Annotated in this window: 13 protein-coding genes and 3 tRNA genes; 2 read left to right on the top strand and 14 right to left on the bottom strand. The window is 68.0% G+C overall.

What is annotated here, in order from left to right; translation table 11 throughout:
• Positions 1-149: 149 nt before the first annotated feature.
• The 13 genes from JHD63_RS18125 to folC form a co-directional block, all read right to left on the bottom strand.
• On the bottom strand, positions 150-491 hold the full coding sequence (locus JHD63_RS18125; protein WP_198972209.1) for a hypothetical protein: 342 nt from the start codon (positions 489-491) through the stop codon (positions 150-152).
• A 21-nt stretch (positions 492-512) separates the two neighbouring features.
• Positions 513-2723: a TonB-dependent hemoglobin/transferrin/lactoferrin family receptor gene (locus tag JHD63_RS18120; protein WP_198972208.1), complete on the bottom strand. Its 2211-nt coding sequence runs from the start codon at positions 2721-2723 to the stop codon at positions 513-515.
• 301 nt (positions 2724-3024) lie between these two features.
• Positions 3025-4848: a methyl-accepting chemotaxis protein gene (locus tag JHD63_RS18115; RefSeq protein WP_198972207.1), complete on the bottom strand. Its 1824-nt coding sequence runs from the start codon at positions 4846-4848 to the stop codon at positions 3025-3027.
• 138 nt (positions 4849-4986) lie between these two features.
• Entirely contained in the window at positions 4987-6546 is a 1560-nt protein-coding gene (gene ahpF / locus JHD63_RS18110) for an alkyl hydroperoxide reductase subunit F (protein ID WP_198972206.1), read from the bottom strand.
• 98 nt (positions 6547-6644) lie between these two features.
• Positions 6645-7217, bottom strand: a complete 573-nt coding sequence (gene ahpC / locus JHD63_RS18105) for an alkyl hydroperoxide reductase subunit C (protein WP_198972205.1) — start codon at positions 7215-7217, stop codon at positions 6645-6647.
• A 335-nt stretch (positions 7218-7552) separates the two neighbouring features.
• Positions 7553-7629: transfer RNA gene (locus JHD63_RS18100), tRNA-Asp, on the bottom strand.
• Positions 7630-7678: 49 nt separating this feature from the next.
• Positions 7679-7754, bottom strand: a tRNA-Glu gene (locus JHD63_RS18095).
• 29 nt (positions 7755-7783) lie between these two features.
• Positions 7784-7859: transfer RNA gene (locus JHD63_RS18090), tRNA-Ala, on the bottom strand.
• Between the two features lie 77 nt (positions 7860-7936).
• On the bottom strand, positions 7937-9325 hold the full coding sequence (gltX, locus tag JHD63_RS18085) for a glutamate--tRNA ligase (RefSeq protein WP_198972204.1): 1389 nt from the start codon (positions 9323-9325) through the stop codon (positions 7937-7939).
• A gap of 21 nt (positions 9326-9346) precedes the next feature.
• A complete protein-coding gene (purF, locus tag JHD63_RS18080) occupies positions 9347-10858 on the bottom strand; it encodes an amidophosphoribosyltransferase (RefSeq protein WP_198972203.1) in 1512 nt (503 codons plus the stop codon).
• Positions 10859-10871: 13 nt separating this feature from the next.
• Positions 10872-11360 carry a CvpA family protein gene (locus tag JHD63_RS18075; protein WP_198972202.1) on the bottom strand — a complete coding sequence of 163 codons (489 nt, stop codon included), beginning with the start codon at positions 11358-11360 and terminating at the stop codon, positions 10872-10874.
• A gap of 12 nt (positions 11361-11372) precedes the next feature.
• The gene (locus JHD63_RS18070; protein WP_198972201.1) at positions 11373-12242 is read right to left on the bottom strand and encodes an SPOR domain-containing protein; all 870 of its coding nucleotides are present in this window, start codon (positions 12240-12242) and stop codon (positions 11373-11375) included.
• 34 nt (positions 12243-12276) lie between these two features.
• Positions 12277-13593: a bifunctional tetrahydrofolate synthase/dihydrofolate synthase gene (gene folC, locus JHD63_RS18065; RefSeq protein ID WP_198972200.1), complete on the bottom strand. Its 1317-nt coding sequence runs from the start codon at positions 13591-13593 to the stop codon at positions 12277-12279.
• Positions 13594-13649: 56 nt separating this feature from the next.
• On the opposite strand from folC, the gene JHD63_RS18060 reads away from it, so the two are divergent.
• Positions 13650-14000 (top strand): arsenate reductase, encoded by a 351-nt coding sequence (locus tag JHD63_RS18060; RefSeq protein WP_198972199.1) that lies wholly within the window; start codon positions 13650-13652, stop codon positions 13998-14000.
• 275 nt (positions 14001-14275) lie between these two features.
• Positions 14276-15007, top strand: coding sequence for a glycine zipper 2TM domain-containing protein (locus tag JHD63_RS18055; RefSeq protein ID WP_198972198.1), 732 nt, complete (start codon positions 14276-14278; stop codon positions 15005-15007).
• A gap of 122 nt (positions 15008-15129) precedes the next feature.
• Here JHD63_RS18055 and JHD63_RS18050 read toward each other — a convergent pair whose 3' ends face one another.
• Positions 15130-15612 (bottom strand): anti-sigma factor, encoded by a 483-nt coding sequence (locus JHD63_RS18050; protein WP_198972197.1) that lies wholly within the window; start codon positions 15610-15612, stop codon positions 15130-15132.
• Positions 15613-15747 lie beyond the last annotated feature (135 nt).

Below are 15747 nucleotides of genomic sequence, written 5' to 3'. Positions count from 1 at the left end.
CCCCCCCCCCCCCCCCCCCCCCCCCCCCCCCCCCCCCCCCCCCCCCCCCCCCCCCCCCCCCCCCCTCTCCCACCCCCCGCCCCCCCCCCACACCTACACTAGGTTCTCTTCGTCGGCAGCGTCAGATGTCCCCCCCCCCCCCCCCGCGCTCATTGCAGCGCCTCCGGTGCCGTGTGCCACAGCGCGCGCGCCGGAGCCTGCGGCGCCGGCGCGGTGCGGGTGTCCACCAGGCCGTCCAGCCCGCCCTGGCGCAGCCAGCAAGGCAGCAGGTTTTCGAGCGTAGCGCGGAAGTGCGGCGTAAAGGCGTCGTGCCGCGCCAGGCATTGCAGGCGCACGGCCACCTTGCGCGCGATGGCCTCGCGGTGCTGGTCGCAGCAGGCCTGCGCATGGCTGCTCATGAGGGCCAGGGTGCCGGCCAGCAGGGCTTCGGTGCAGGCGACGTCGTCGTCGCGCGCGGTGGCGGTGGGGGCTTGCGTGGTGGGAGAGGTCATGCGAGGGCTCCTTGCGGGGAATCAGAAATCGGCCACCAGCGAGACGCGCGCATAGCGCCCCGGCTGGGTGTAGGCGTCCAGCACCGGCGAGGTGGAGGCCACGCCGATGACGTTGGTCCAGTTCCAGTACTTCTTGTCGGTGAGGTTGTAGATGCCGGCGGTCAGGCGCAGGTCCTTGCGGATGCGCCACTGGCCGCTGAGGTCCAGCAGCGTGGCCGAAGGCGTGGCGAACTGCGTGGCGCCGTCGATGTCGCCGGCCTTCTTGGCCGCCACATGGGTCAGGTCGATGCGCGCGGCCCAGGCCGGGGTGTCGTAGCGGGCGCCCAGGTTCAGGCGCGAGGGGTTGATGCTGTTGACCGGCGCGCCGGTGTCGCGGTCGCGGCCCCGCGCCTGGCCGTAGCCGAAGGGCGTGCTGAATGTGCCGCCGGCCAGCCGGCCCCAGTCCACGTTGCCCTTGACCTCGAAGCCGCTGATGCGCACCCGGTTCAGGTTGACCGACTGGAAGATGGCCGGGTTGCTCGGCGTGAAGGCGCCGCCGACCATCTGGTTGTCGACGATGAAGTCCTTGAAGCGGCCGGTGAAGGCGGCCAGGTCGAGCGATACGCGCTCCATGCGGCCGCGCGCGCCGATCTCGACGTTCTGGCTTTTCTCGGGCCTGAGATGGGGGTTGGCGATGCTCTCGTAGTTGGCCAGCGGGTTGGCGAAGAAGCCGTTGACCTGGCCGGCCGTCGGCGCCTTGAAGCCCGAGGCGTAGTTGCCATACACGCTCCAGACCGGCGTGGCGCGGTACAGCACGCCCAGCTTGGGCGAGGTGGCCGAGCCCGACAGCGACTGGGCCGGCGACGGCGCGGTGTAGCCCGCCTGGCGGGCGTCGATGCTGAAGTGGTCGAAGCGCAGGCCCGGCGTGATGCTCCAGGGGCCGGCGATGATCTCGTCCTGCAGATACAGCGCGCTGCTGCTCTCCCGGGTGTCGGGGAAGCGCTTGAGCGGATAGCTCTCGCCCGCTGGCGGCGTGACGCCCGTCTGCAGGTTGGCGACGCGCGACTGCGCATAGTCGAAGCCGTAGGTGAGCTTCTGCACCAGGCCATTGCCCGCGCGCAGCAGCTTGCCCAGTTGCAGGCCGGCCTGGGCCATGTGCTCCTGGTAGTGCGTGTTGCGGCTGCGGTCGGCGGCAGTGAAGCGGTCCTGGAACAGGAACTCGTCCGAGCGCGCGTTCTGGTAGCTCAGCACCGCCTGGACCTCGTCAGCCACCGGCGCGTCGAGCTGCCAGCGGCCGTTCCAGGTCAGCCGGTCGCGCGCCATGCGCGTGTTGGCGGTGGAGCCGACGACCGAGGTGCCCGCCAGCGGCGGCTTGGCGATGTTGGAGAGCAGTTCGTAGTCGGCCTTCTTCTCCACGTGCTCAAAGCTCAGCACGTGCTTCTGCCCGCCGCCCGGCGTGAGCACCACCTTGCCCAGAAGCGAGGCGCTCGTGCCCTTCTCGGGATTGGGCGTGGTGCGGTCGGTGTTGGCCGCGTTGTTGCGGCCCATGTTCTTCAGCGCGTCGGCGCGGCCGGCCTGGGCGCTCAGCATCCAGGCCACGGTCTCGTTGGCGCGGCCGGCCAGCGCCGCGCCCAGGTGCCGGCCCTTGTCGTCGCCGTCGTAGCCGGCAGAGGCGCTGCCGCCGAAGGTCTTGCCGTTCCTCAGGTAGTCGTCCGGCTCCCGCGTGACGAAGTTGACCAGCCCGGCGATGCCGTCGGAGCCGTACAGCGCCGAGGTCGGCCCCTTCACCACTTCGATGCGCTTGACCAGGCCGATGTCCAGGTAGTCGCGGCCGATCGCGCTTTCACTCTGGAACACGTAGCTGCGCGGCTGGCGGATGCCATCGACCAGCATCAGCACCCGGTTGCCGTCGAGCCCGCGGATGTTGAAGCCGGCGTTCTGGTCGCGCCCGGTCTGCGCGCCGATGGTGAAGCGCGCCGGCGCGCGCTGCACCGACACGTTGGGCATGTCGCGCACGGCGTCGCGGATGTCGCGCACCTGCTGCGCCTCCATCTGCGCGGCGTTGAGCACCTCGATGCTGACCGGCAGCTCGTCGGGGTCCTGCTCGCTGCGCGAGGCGCTGATGATCATCTCTTTCAACGCGGGCGCGGCCGGCAGCGTTTGCGCATGCGCGCCCGGCGCGAAGGCACTGGCCAGCAGCCAGGCAAGCGGATGAAGTCGGAACGCCGGACGGCGAAGAGTAAGACGGGCCACGGTGCGCTTTCGGTTCTGCAACGGATGTTGGACAGAGCTGGCTGTGCGAGGCGAAAAGCGCACCGGCTGGCTGGGAAGTCAGCCATTGTATGAGAATAATTCTCAATCAGAAAGCAATTCAAGGCAATCAGAAGCCCGCGTCCGTGGCGACGGAGGCGGGCTTTTGCTCATAGACCGCATCGCTATTGAATTGATAGCTAAAAGCCAAGGAAGTACCTGGGCTTGAGGCATATTTTGCTTATGACACTGGCAATTCCCTCGTTCGTCGAGCAGATTACGGCGCTCGCCAGGCCGGCGGCCCTCAACCGAGGAGTCTCTGGGCCTGCGCGCCCTGTGGCAGCTTGAAGCCTGCCACCGCCTCGGCCAGTTCCTGGGCCTGCTGTTGCAGCGACTGCGCAGCGGCGGTGGCCTGCTCCACCAGAGCCGCGTTCTGCTGGGTGCTCTGGTCCATCTGGGTCACGGCGCCGCCGATCTCGGTGATGCCGTTGCTCTGCTCGCGGCTGGCGTTGCTGATCTCGGCCACGATGGTGGTCACGCGGCGGATGCTCTCCACCACCTGCTGCATGGTGGTGCCCGCCTCCTGCACCAGGCGGCTGCCGGCGCCAACCTGCCGCACGGAATCGTCAATCAACGCCTTGATCTCCCTGGCCGCCGCGGCGCTGCGCTGCGCGAGGGTGCGTACCTCGCTGGCCACCACGGCGAAGCCCCGGCCCTGCTCGCCCGCGCGCGCGGCCTCGACGGCCGCGTTGAGCGCCAGGATGTTGGTCTGGAACGTGATGCCGTCGATCACCTGGATGATGTCCACGATCTTGCGCGATGCCGCGTCGATGCCGCCCATGGTCTGCACCACCTGCTGCATCACACCGCCGCCGTGGCCGACCACCTCCGAGGCGCTGGCGGCGAGCTGGTTGGCCTGGGCGGCGTTCTCCGCGTTCTGCTGCACGGTGGCGGTGAGCTGCTCCATGGCGGCGGCCGTTTCCTCCAGCGAGCTGGCCTGCTGCTCGGTGCGCGACGACAGTTCCTGGTTGCCGCTGGCGATCTCGCTGGAGGCCTGGCGCACGGATTCAGACGACTCGCGGATGCGCAGCAGCACGGCGGCGATCTTGTCGACGAAGCGGTTGAAGGCACCGGCGATCTGCGCCAACTCATCATGGCCCGTGGCGTCCATGCGCCGCGTCAGGTCGCGCTCGCCGGAGGCGATGTCCTCCAGCGCATCGCGTACCACGACCATGCGGCGCAGTTGCCGCGCCACGACGGCCGTCACCAGCACCCCCGCGGCCAGCACGCACAGCACGGCCATGGCAGCGGCCATCTGCATCAAGCGGCTCAGGGAAGCCGCCGCCTCGGCGCGGTCCACGCCCACGACCAGCACCCAGGGCGTGCCCTCCACGCGGGCCGCGTACAGCATCTGCCGGGCGCCGTCGATGCTCACGTCGGCATGGCCGCCCGCGCTGACCAGACGCTGGATCAGCGCGCCGTCCAGTTCGGGCGAGAGTTCGCGCACCGGCTTGAGGGCCAGGTCGGACCGCGCATGCGCCAGGATGTGGGCACTCCCGCCATCGAGCAGGAAAGCAAAGCTCTTCTCCGCGGGGCGGATGCTGATGACCTTCTGGATCACGCTGTCCAGCAGCATGTCCGAGCCGACGACGGCGATGACCTGGCCGTCCCTGAGGACCGGCTCGACGAAGCTGATGGTGAGTTTGCCCGTGACCGCATCGGGGTACACCGGCGTCAGCGCCGGCCCGCCCGCGGCTACCGCCTGCTTGTACCAGGCGCGCGATGTGCCGTCGTAGCCGGGCGCTCGCGGCGTGGTGAAGGCATGGCGCTTGTCGGCAAGTACGAAGAAGGCTTCGTCCAGACCCGCCTGCTGCGCGGCGCGCAGGAAAGGCAGGGCGTCCTCCTCGTCGATGAAAGGCTTGATGGAACTGGTGATCCGCTGCTTGTCGCGAACCCACTGCGTAAGCTCGTGCGCGTATACGCGCGTGAAGCGGCCGATGTGGTCGTCCAGGGCGTCCAGCGTGTTGCTGCGCACTACCAGGAACGTGGCGAGCGAAAGGGCGATCAGAGAGACCGTGGTAATGGCGATGCAGACGCCGATCAGCCGCGCGCGCAGGCTGGTGAACATGTTCAGAGCCTTGGAAGGGTGGTGGTGCCGAATTGTGCGCGTTGTTTCCTTTTGTGTCTTCCTGCCAGCACGTCTCCTCGATGTCTTTTCCGTGAGGGGCGACTTGCGTTTCGCCCCCCATGCTGCGCCGCACGCCGATCAAGCCGGCGCGGAGGTCCGGATCAGGTAGTCGAACGCGCTCAGCGCCGCCTTCGCGCCATCACCGGCGGCGATGATGATCTGCTTGTACGGCACGGTCGTCGCGTCGCCGGCGGCGAACACGCCGGGCACCGAGGTCTGGCCCTTGGCATCGACCACGATCTCGCCATGCCTGGACAGCTCGACCGTGCCCTTGAGCCAGTCGGTGTTGGGCACCAGGCCGATCTGCACGAACACGCCTTCGAGCTCGACACGGTGCTTCGCCCCCGAAACGCGATCCTTGTAGAGCAGGCCGTTGACCTTCTGGCCGTCGCCGGTGACCTCGGTCGTCTGCGCCGACACCACCACCGTGACGTTGGGCAGGCTGCGCAGCTTGCGCTGCAGCACCTCGTCGGCGCGCAGCTTGGCATCGAATTCGAGCAGGGTGACATGGCCCACTATGCCCGCCAGGTCGATCGCGGCTTCGACGCCCGAGTTGCCCCCGCCGATCACCGCCACGCGCTTGCCCTTGAACAGCGGCCCGTCGCAGTGCGGGCAGTAGGCCACGCCCTTGTTCTTGTACTCGGCCTCGCCGGGCACATTGATGTTGCGCCAGCGCGCACCGGTGGAGACGACCAGCGCGCGGGTCTTGAGCGAGGCGCCGCTGGCCAGCCTGACCTCGATCAGGTCGGGGCCCGGCACCAGTGCTTCGGCGCGCTGCAGGTTCATGATGTCCACGTCGTAGTGCTTGACATGCTCCTCCAGCGCCACGGCGAACTTCGGCCCCACGGTCTCCTTGACCGAGATGAAGTTCTCGATGCCCATGGTGTCGAGCACCTGCCCGCCGAAGCGTTCGGCCGCCACGCCGGTGCGGATGCCCTTGCGCGCCGCATACACCGCCGCGGCCGCGCCGGCCGGGCCGCCGCCGACCACCAGCAGATCGTAAGGCGCGCGCGCGGCGATCTTCTCCGCTTCGCGCGCCACGGCGCCGGTATCGATCTTGGCCAGGATCTCCTCCAGTTCCATCCGGCCCTGGCCGAAGTTCGTGCCGTTCAGGAATACGGTGGGCACGGCCATGATCTGGCGCGCGTTGACCTCGTCCTGGAACAGCGCGCCATCGATCGCGGTGTGGCGGATGTTGGGGTTGAGCACCGCCATCAGGTTGAGCGCCTGCACCACGTCCGGGCAGTTCTGGCAGCTCAGCGAGAAATAGGTTTCGAAGTGGAATTCGCCCTGCAGGTTCCTCACCTGCTCGATCGTGTCCTGCGACGCCTTGGACGGGTGGCCGCCCACCTGCAGCAGCGCCAGCACCAGCGAGGTGAACTCATGCCCCAGCGGAATGCCGGCAAAACGCACGCCGGTGTCCACGCCCGGATTGGTGATGAGGAAGGACGGTTTGCGCTCGCCGTCGTCGCGGCGCTCCACCACGGTGATCTTGTCGGTCAGCGACACGATGTCGTCGAGCAGGCCCTTGAGATCCGCGGACGCCTTGCCCTCGTCGAGCGAGGCGACGATTTCGATCGGCCTGGTCACCCGTTCCAGGTAGGCCTTGAGTTGGGTCTTGAGATTGGCGTCCAGCATGATAGTGACTCGCTATTTAAAAATAGTTATTGATAGTTGAGGATTGCCGGCTTAAAAAAAAGCCCGGGTGCGCCCCGGGCTCTTGGCGGCACACGCGCTTAGATCTTGCCGACCAGGTCCAGCGACGGGGTCAGGGTCTTGGCGCCTTCGGTCCACTTGGCGGGGCAGACTTCACCGGGGTGGGCCGCGACGTACTGGGCCGCCTTCACGCGGCGCAGGGTTTCGGTCGCGTCGCGGCCGATGCCGTTGTCGTGCACTTCAATGGTCTTGATACGGCCTTCGGGATCGATCACGAAGGTGCCCCGATAGGCCAGGCCGGCGTCTTCTCCCTCTTCGATCATGACCTGGAAGAAACGGGCCAGTTGGCCGCTCGGGTCGCCCACCAGCGGGTACTGCACCTTGGCGATGGTGTCGGAGGTGTCGTGCCAGGCCTTGTGGGTGAAGTGGGTGTCGGTGGAGACACCGTAGATCTCCACGCCCAGCTTCTGGAATTCAGCGTAATGGTCGGCCAGATCGCCCAACTCCGTCGGGCAGACGAAGGTGAAGTCGGCCGGGTAGAACACCACCACCGACCACTTGCCCTTGAAGCTCTGCTCGCTCACCGGCACGAACTTGCCGTTGTGGTAGGCGGTGGCCTTGAAGGCGGGGACTTGCTTGTTGATCAGAGACATCGAGTTTCCTTGGGAGGGTTGAGAACAGACACATGTGAAGCATAGTGGACGCCGCCCCATCAATCCAATTAATTGAAAATATTCATCTGATTGGAATTGGCTATCTTGAGACTGCCAGGGCTTTGATTTGGCACCCGCGCTACTGCGCCAGACTGATGTGGCCGATGGAACAAGGCGCGCACACCGACGGGAAGATGATCGCGGGGCCTACGACCGCCGGAAGTCCAAAGCTGCTATGGCCGTATGAGCGTATTCCAGAACCATCGAAATAAAATTCCAAAGAAAAAAGGGCCACGCCATCGCTGACGTAACCCTTTAACTTCCTCGCGGAATTCTGGCGGAGTGGACGGGACTCGAACCCGCGACCCCCGGCGTGACAGGCCGGTATTCTAACCAACTGAACTACCACTCCTGGTAGACAGCTTCGCTTGCGCTTCACACGCAAGCCAAGTGCTGCGACTTGGCGACCCTACGGGGATTCGAACCCCGGTACTCACCGTGAAAGGGTGATGTCCTAGGCCTCTAGACGATAGGGTCAAAACCTTGGAACTAACCGTCAGCAAAATTGGTGGAGGTAAACGGGATCGAACCGATGACCTCTTGCATGCCATGCAAGCGCTCTCCCAGCTGAGCTATACCCCCAATTGTCTTCGGCATTTATCACGCGTCTTGCGCTTTGGCTGCCGTCAACTGCTGAGCCTCGAATTATAGACAGGTTTTCATGCGGTTTTCAAACGCGCCAACAAAATTTGTCGATCCAGAAGTTCAAGCACCGCGTCGACCGACGGAGTGTGCGCGGTTCCCATCGTCAGCACGCGCACCGGCATGGCCAGTTGCGGCATCTTCAGGCCATGCTCGGCCAACGTTTCCTTGATGGCGGCGGCGATGGCAGGCTTGGTCCATTCGCAGCCTTCCAGCCTGGACGCCAGCGTGCCGACCGCGGCCAGGGCGGACGGGGTCAGGTGCTGCTGCCGCTCTTCTTCCGAAGCCTGCACGTCCGCATAGAAGCGCTGCGCCCAGTCCGCCAGCGCCACGGTGGTGTCGCAGCGGTCCTTGAACAGCGCGCAGATGCGCGGCAGGCGATCGTCCGGCGCGATGCCGCGCGCGCGCAGGTGGCCGGCAACCAGCTCGGCCAGCGACGCGTCGGGCGCGGCCTTCATGTGCTGCGCATTGACCCAGCGCAGCTTGGCCTCGTCGAACTGCGCTGCGCTGCGCCCCAGGTGGTCCAGGTTGAACCACTGCAGGAACTGTTCGCGCGAGAAGATCTCGTCGTCGCCATGGCTCCAGCCCAGCCGCGCCAGATAGTTGACCATGGCGTCGGGCAGGTAGCCCTCGTCACGGTACTGCGTGACCGGCTTGGCGCCATTGCGCTTGCTCATCTTCTCGCCCTGCTCGTTGAGCACGGTGGGCAGGTGGGCGTAGACCGGCGGCTCCTTGCCCAGCGCGCGGAAGATGTTGATCTGCCGCGGCGTGTTGTTGACGTGGTCGTCGCCGCGGATCACGTGGGTGATGGCCATGTCGATGTCGTCGACCACCACGCAGAAGTTGTAGGTGGGCGTGCCGTCGGGCCGGGCGATCACCAGGTCGTCGAGTTCGTCGTTGGAGATTTCGATGCGGCCCTTGACCTTGTCGTCCCAGGCGACCACACCGTGGAGCGGGTTCTTGAAGCGCAGCACCGGCTGCACGCCCTCGGGCACCGGGGGCAGGGTCTTGCCGGGCTCGGGGCGCCAGGTGCCGTCATAGCGCGGCTTCTGCTTGGCGGCCATCTGCTGCTCGCGCAGCGCGTCCAGCTCGGCCACGCTCATGTAGCAGGGGTAGACGTGGCCGGCCGCCTGCAGTTCGGCCAGCACCGCCTTGTAGCGGTCCATGCGCTGCATCTGGTAGTAAGGCCCCTCGTCGTGGTCCAGCCCCAGCCAGGCCATGCCTTCGAGGATCACGTCCACCGCGGCCTGCGTGGAACGCTCGAGGTCGGTGTCCTCGATGCGCAGGATGAAGTCCCCGCCCGTGGCGCGGGCGAACGCCCAGGGGTAGAGCGCGGAGCGGATGTTGCCGAGGTGGATGAAGCCGGTCGGCGACGGGGCGAAGCGGGTACGGGTGCGTTGTGTCATCTGGAGGCGTGGTCTGCGATCTCAGGCATCCTGGGCGTTGGGCAGCGCCAGGCGCGAGCTGTCTTCGTCGGCAAGGGGCTCTTCCTGGCCGACGCGCGCCTCGTTGATGCGCTGGATGTCGTCGGCGCTGATGTCGCCGGTCACATAGATGCCGTCGAAGCAGGAAGCATCGAAGCCGTCGATCCGCGGGTTGAGTGAGCCGATGGCCTTCTTCATGCCTTCCACGTCCTGGTAGATCAGGGCGTCGCAGCCGATCAGTTGACGCACTTCCTCGACCGTGCGGCCATGGGCCACCAGTTCGGCGCTCGTGGGCATGTCGATGCCGTAGACGTTGGGATAGCGCACCGGCGGCGCGGCGCTGGCCAGGTAGACCTTCCTGGCGCCGGCGTCGCGCGCCATCTGCACGATCTCGCGGCTGGTGGTGCCGCGCACGATGGAGTCGTCCACCAGCAGCACATTGCGCCCCTTGAACTCGCTGCCGATCACGTTGAGCTTCTGGCGCACCGACTTCTTGCGCACGCCCTGCCCCGGCATGATGAAGGTGCGGCCGACGTAGCGGTTCTTCACGAAGCCCTCGCGGTAGGGGATGCCCAGCAGATGCGCCAGTTGCGTGGCGCTCGGACGGCTGGATTCCGGGATCGGGATCACCACGTCGATGTCGCTGGGCGGCACGGTGGAGATGACGCGCTTGGCCAGGGCTTCGCCCAGGTTCAGGCGCGCCTGGTAGACCGAGATGCCATCGAGCACCGAGTCAGGCCGCGCCAGATAGACGAACTCGAAGATGCAGGGGTTCAGCCAGGACGACGCTGCGCACTGCTGCGCATGCACCTGGCCCTGGCCGTCGACGAACACCGCCTCGCCCGGCGCGACGTTGCGCTCGAACACGTAGCCCGAGCCCTCCAGCGCCACCGACTCGCTGGCCACCATCACCGTTCCGTCCGCACTGCGGCCCAGGCACAGCGGACGGATGCCATGCGGATCGCGGAAAGCCAGCAGCCCGTGGCCGGCGATCATCGCCACCACGGCGTAGGACCCCTTCACGCGCGCATGCACGTTGCGCACGGCGGTGAACACCTCCTCGGGCTGCAGGGGCAGGCCGCGGGTGGACTTCTCCAGTTCGTGGGCGAACACGTTCAACAGCACTTCCGAGTCGCTCTCGGTGTTGGTGTGGCGGTGGTCGGTGGAGAACAGCTCGCCGCGCAGCTGCTTGGCATTGGTGAGGTTGCCGTTGTGCACCAGCACGATGCCGAACGGCGCGTTCACGTAGAAGGGCTGCGCCTCCTCCTCGCTGTAGGCATTGCCCGCCGTGGGATAGCGCACCTGGCCCAGGCCGACGTTGCCCGGCAGCGCGCGCATGTTGCGGGTACGGAAGACGTCCCGCACCATGCCCTTGGCCTTGTGCATGAAGAACTTGCGCCCCTGCTGCGTGACGATGCCCGCCGCATCCTGGCCGCGGTGCTGCAGCAGCAGCAAGGCGTCGTAGATCAGTTGATTGACAGGGGCGCTGCTGACGACGCCGACGATTCCACACATGGGGGCAAACCTTTTATCGAGAAAGTAACTGGGCAACCGCTTCGGGCAGTAACGGCTTGAGACGTTCCAGGGCCATCTGCACCAGAGGCGCCAACTGCGACTCCCGCCACCACGGGCTGGCGTTGAAGGACATGAGCTGCACCAACACCGCCGTTGTCAGCAACAGCAATGCGCCGCGCGTCAGGCCAAAGGCCGCGCCCAGCGTGCGGTCTACCGGGCGCAGGCCCGCCGCACGGACCAGCCGCCGCATCAGCGAGGCCACCAGGCCGCAGGCAAATGCGCCGGCCACGAAGACGATGATGAATCCCGCAGCGTAGCGCGCCGGGTCACCAGGATCCCCGAACGGCAGATGGGCCGCCACCCCAGGAGCCCACCGCTGCGCCAGCACGAAGGCCACGATCCACCCGCTCAGCCACAGCACTTCGAACACGAATCCGCGCCACCAGCCCAGCAGCAGTGAAGACAGCACCATGGCACAGAAAATCCAGTCGACAGCCGACATGGCGCTGCAGTTTCACAGCGTCAGGACGCTGGCCGGCAAATCAAGGCCCCGGATACGGCTGGCGGCCTGATCGGCCTCGCTGCGCTGGGGAAAAGGCCCCACGCGCACCCGATGCCGCTTGCCGTCCTTGGTGTCGATGGACTGCACATAGGTCTTCAATCCATTGCGCTCGAGCTTGGCGCGGACTTCCTGCGCCTTCTCGAGTTCGCCGAAAGCCCCGACCTGCACGACGAAGCGCGTGGCCGAATCGGCGGCAGCGGCGCCGGCCGCCGGCGCCGCAGTTGCCGCCGCAGCAGGTGCGGCCCGCCCCTCCAGCAGTGCCAGCGCGCGCGCGGCGTCGCTCGCCTTGGCGGTGCTTGCGGGCGCCGGTGCGACGGCGGGCTTGGGCTGGGGTTTGGGCTCGGGCTTCGGCTCGGGCTTGGCCTCCGGCTTGTGTTCGGGCCTGGACGCAGCGTCCGGCACGGGCTTGGATTCCACCACTTCCTCGCCTTCGTCCAGGCCCTGGGCGCCCTTGGCGGCGGCGCTGGAGGCGACCTGCGTCGGCGCAGGGCCTGCGGCGGCGGGAGCGGCCGGTGCCCCTGCGGCACCGGCAGTGCCGCCCGCCCCTGGCAGCACCAGCGCGGGCGCCTTGTTGCGGTCGGGAATGGAAATCGGGATGTCGACCGGGACCGGGCGCGGCTGCGTGTCGAACAGCATGGGGAACCCGACGACACCCAGCACCACCAGCACCGAAGCGCCGATCAGGCGGTGACGCGCCCGGCGGCGCAGCGCCTCGGCGCTCTCGGCCTGGGCGGCGCCGCGGCGCACGCGCGGGGCCTGCGCACCGGCCTTGGTGTCGTCCTGCCCCTTGCGGCCCGGCCAGCGGAACTTGAAAAAAGCCATGAAATGCGAGAGGCGAGAGGCGAGAGCTGTTCGGCTACCCGAGGTGCCGGGCCTGCAGACGGGGAACTCCGTTCTGCAATATGCCGCCGACGGTATGGAACGATCCAAAGACGACGATTCTATCAGCGGGGTCCGCCGCGGCGGTGGCAGCGTCCAGCGCGGCCTGGGGGCTGGCGAAAGCCGCCGCGGGCACCTGGCGCCTGCCTCCGGCCACCATCTGCAGCGCATTCCACTTGCCGAGCAGGCGGGCGGCGCTTTCCGCGCGCGGGGTGGGCAGGTCGGTGAAGTACCAGCGGTCGATCAGCGGCGCGATGCGCGCCAGCATCGCGGCCAGATCCTTGTCCGCCATGGCGCCGAAGACCGCGTGCGTGGTGGGGTAAAAGCCCATGGCGTCGAGGTTCTCGGCCAGCGCCGCCACCGAATGGGGGTTGTGCGCCACGTCCAGGACCAGGCTCGGCTGGCCCGGCACGATCTGGAAGCGGCCGGGCAGTTCGACCAGGGCCAGGCCGGTGCGCACCGCCTGGGCGCTGACCGGCAGGCGCTCGCGCAGCGCCTCGAACGCCGCCAGCACGCCTGCGGCATTCACCAACTGGTTGGCGCCGCGCAGCGCCGGGTAGGCCAGTCCGCTGTAGCGGCGCCCGCGCCCGGCCCAGCCCCACTGCTGCTTGTCGCCGGAGATATTGAAGTCGCGCCCGGTCACCCACAGGTCGGCGCCGATGGTTTCGGCATGGGCGACGACGCTGGCCGGCGGCGCTGGGTCGCTGACCACCGCGGGCCGGCCCGGCCGCATGATGCCGGCCTTCTCCAGGCCGATGGCCTCGCGCGTGCTGCCCAGGAACTCGGTGTGGTCGATGTCGATGCTGGTGATGACGGCGCAGTCGGTGTCGATGATGTTGGTGGCGTCCAGCCGGCCGCCCAGGCCCACCTCCAGCACGACCACGTCCAGTTCCGCCCGCGACAGCAGGCGCAGGATCACCAGGGTGGTGAACTCGAAGTAGCTCAGCGACACCTCGGCGCCGCCGGCCAGCCGGGCGGCTTCCACCACCTCGAAGTGCGGCAGCAGGGCTTCAGCCTTGACGATGTCGCCCCGCACCCGGCAGCGCTCCTCGAAGTGCACCAGGTGCGGCGAGGTGAACACCCCCGTCTTCCAGCCCGCCTGCAGCGCGATGGATTCGAGCATGGCGCAGGTCGAGCCCTTGCCGTTGGTGCCGGCCACGGTGATCACCGGGCAGTGGAAGGCCAGACCGAGCCGCCGCGCCACCTCGCGCACGCGGGCCAGGCCCATGTCGATGGCGGAAGGATGCAGGCGCTCGCAGTGGGCGAGCCAGTCGGAGAGGGAGCGGGAAGGCATGAGGAGCGGGATTGTCGCCCAAGCCTCGCGCCCGCCGCGCGCGACAATCGCAAGCCATGACCACCCTCTACGGCATTCCCAACTGCGATACGGTGAAGAAGGCGCGCGCCTGGCTCGGCGCGCAAGGCCTGGACCACCAGTTCCATGACTTCAAGAAGCAAGGCGTACCCCCGGCGCGGCTGGACCATTGGATGGCCGCCGTGGGCGCTGCCGCACTGCTCAACCGCCGCGGCACGACCTGGCGCAGGCTGGCGCCCCAGGCGCAGGCCAGCGCCGATACCGAGGCCGGCGCGCGCGCCCTGATGCTGGAGCACCCCAGCGTGATCCGCCGCCCGGTGGTGGAGTGGCAGGACGGCAGCGTCACGGTCGGTTTCGAGCCGGACGACTGGGCCCGGCGCAGCGCTTGATGTGGAACACCCCCGAAGCGCCTGCGACGCTTCCCCTTCAAGGAAGGGGGCGCACCCGGGGTGGCCTGGCAAAGCCAGTTCCACGGGTGCCCTGGCAAGGCTGCGCACCTCTCACACGGCGTGTTTCATCATCCGGGGGCCATCATTTATGTCACTCAGGGCCTGTCTTCACGATTGCTTACCGGCTTTCATCCGGACGGCGCAACGGAACCGCGCACCCCGCACTAGACTCCCAGACAGGTCGGGTGCCGGTACGCGCCCGTTAAGGAAGCACCATGAAAACCCTCCTGGCATTGACCGCCTTCGCCCTTGCCGCCGGCAGTGCGGCTGCGCAGACCGGCCCGCGCGAGATGGGCCGGGTCATCAACACCACGCCCGTCGTGCAGCAGGTCGCGGTGCCACAGCAGTATTGCGGCACGCAGCCCGTCGTCACCCAGGCCCCGCCCTCGGGCGCGGGCGCGGTACTGGGTGCGGTGGCCGGCGGGGTGCTGGGCAATGCCATCGGGCACGGCTCCGGCCGCGCAGCCGCCACGGCGCTGGGCGTGTTCGGCGGCGCGGTGATGGGCAACCAGGTCGAAGCCAATGGTTCCACCCGGGTGCAGAACGTGCAGAACTGCGTCACGCAGACGAATTACGAAAACCGCACCGTGGGCTATGACGTGACCTACGAATACGCCGGCCGGCAGTACACGACGCGCATGGCCAGCGACCCGGGCCAGTGGGTGCCGGTGCAGGTGGGCGCGGTCTCGCCCGACAGTTACCAGGCGCCGCAGCCGGTCGCCAGCGCGCCGGGCAACAGTTTGCAGCCGGCCTACGTCGAGCCCGGCGTGGTGGTGTCGTCGCCCCGCTACTACGCCGCGCCGCCGGTGGTCTATTCGCCGCCGGTGGTCTACGCGCCACCCGCCTACCCGGCCTACTATGGCGCCCCGGCGGTCGCGCCGATCGGGCTGTCGCTCAACCTGGGCTACAGCCGTGGCTGGGGCGGCGGCTACCACCATTGGCGCTGAAGCACAGGGCCGACCCCCAATGGAGCCTCCGGGCTCCATTTTTCTTGCATTGCGCATGAAAACATGCTGAAGCCTAGGTGCATCCTGGGCCTCTAGCTATATAAAACATAGCAAGCGGCGGCCTACAAGCTCGTCTTGAGCAGCGGCCCCTTGAATACCACGGGCCCGGTCGGGCCGCTGCCGGGTGGCACGCCGCCCTTGGGTTCGAGCGTGATCGCCAGCGCGGGGGCGGGGGCGACCTCGGCTTCGGCGGCGGTGAGGCGCGCCAGCGGCCCTTCGCCCATCACGCCGAGCGACTTCGGCGCGCTGGAGGCCGGCAGCGCCCACAGTTCCAGCGAACGGTCGGAGGCTTCCTGGTAGTCGCCCACGCGCTTGAGGGTGAGCGTGCGCTTGACCGGATCGAAGGTGACCAGCACCGAGGCATCGGTGTTGCTTCCCTGCAGCACGGCCACGTATTCGACATGGGACGCCTTTTCCAGTTGCGCGGTGAGTTGCTCGCTCTGCTGGCGCATCTGCGCCAGTTGCACGGCGCTCTGGTCGAGCTGGCGGTCCAGGCGCAGGCCGACCGCCACGGCGGCAATGGTGGCCCTGTCTCTTATACACATCTAAAAAAGTGGGGTGGGGGGGGGGGGGGGGGGGGGGGGGGGGGGGGGGGGGGGGGGGGGGGGGGGGGGGGGGGGGGGGGGGGGGGGGGGGGGGGGGGGGGGGGGGGGGGGGGGGGGGGGGGGGGGGGGGGGGGG

The organism is Xylophilus sp. ASV27 (assembly GCF_016428875.1).
Lineage (GTDB): Bacteria > Pseudomonadota > Gammaproteobacteria > Burkholderiales > Burkholderiaceae_C > Xylophilus.
This window is presented reverse-complemented; position numbering and strand designations above follow the sequence as displayed.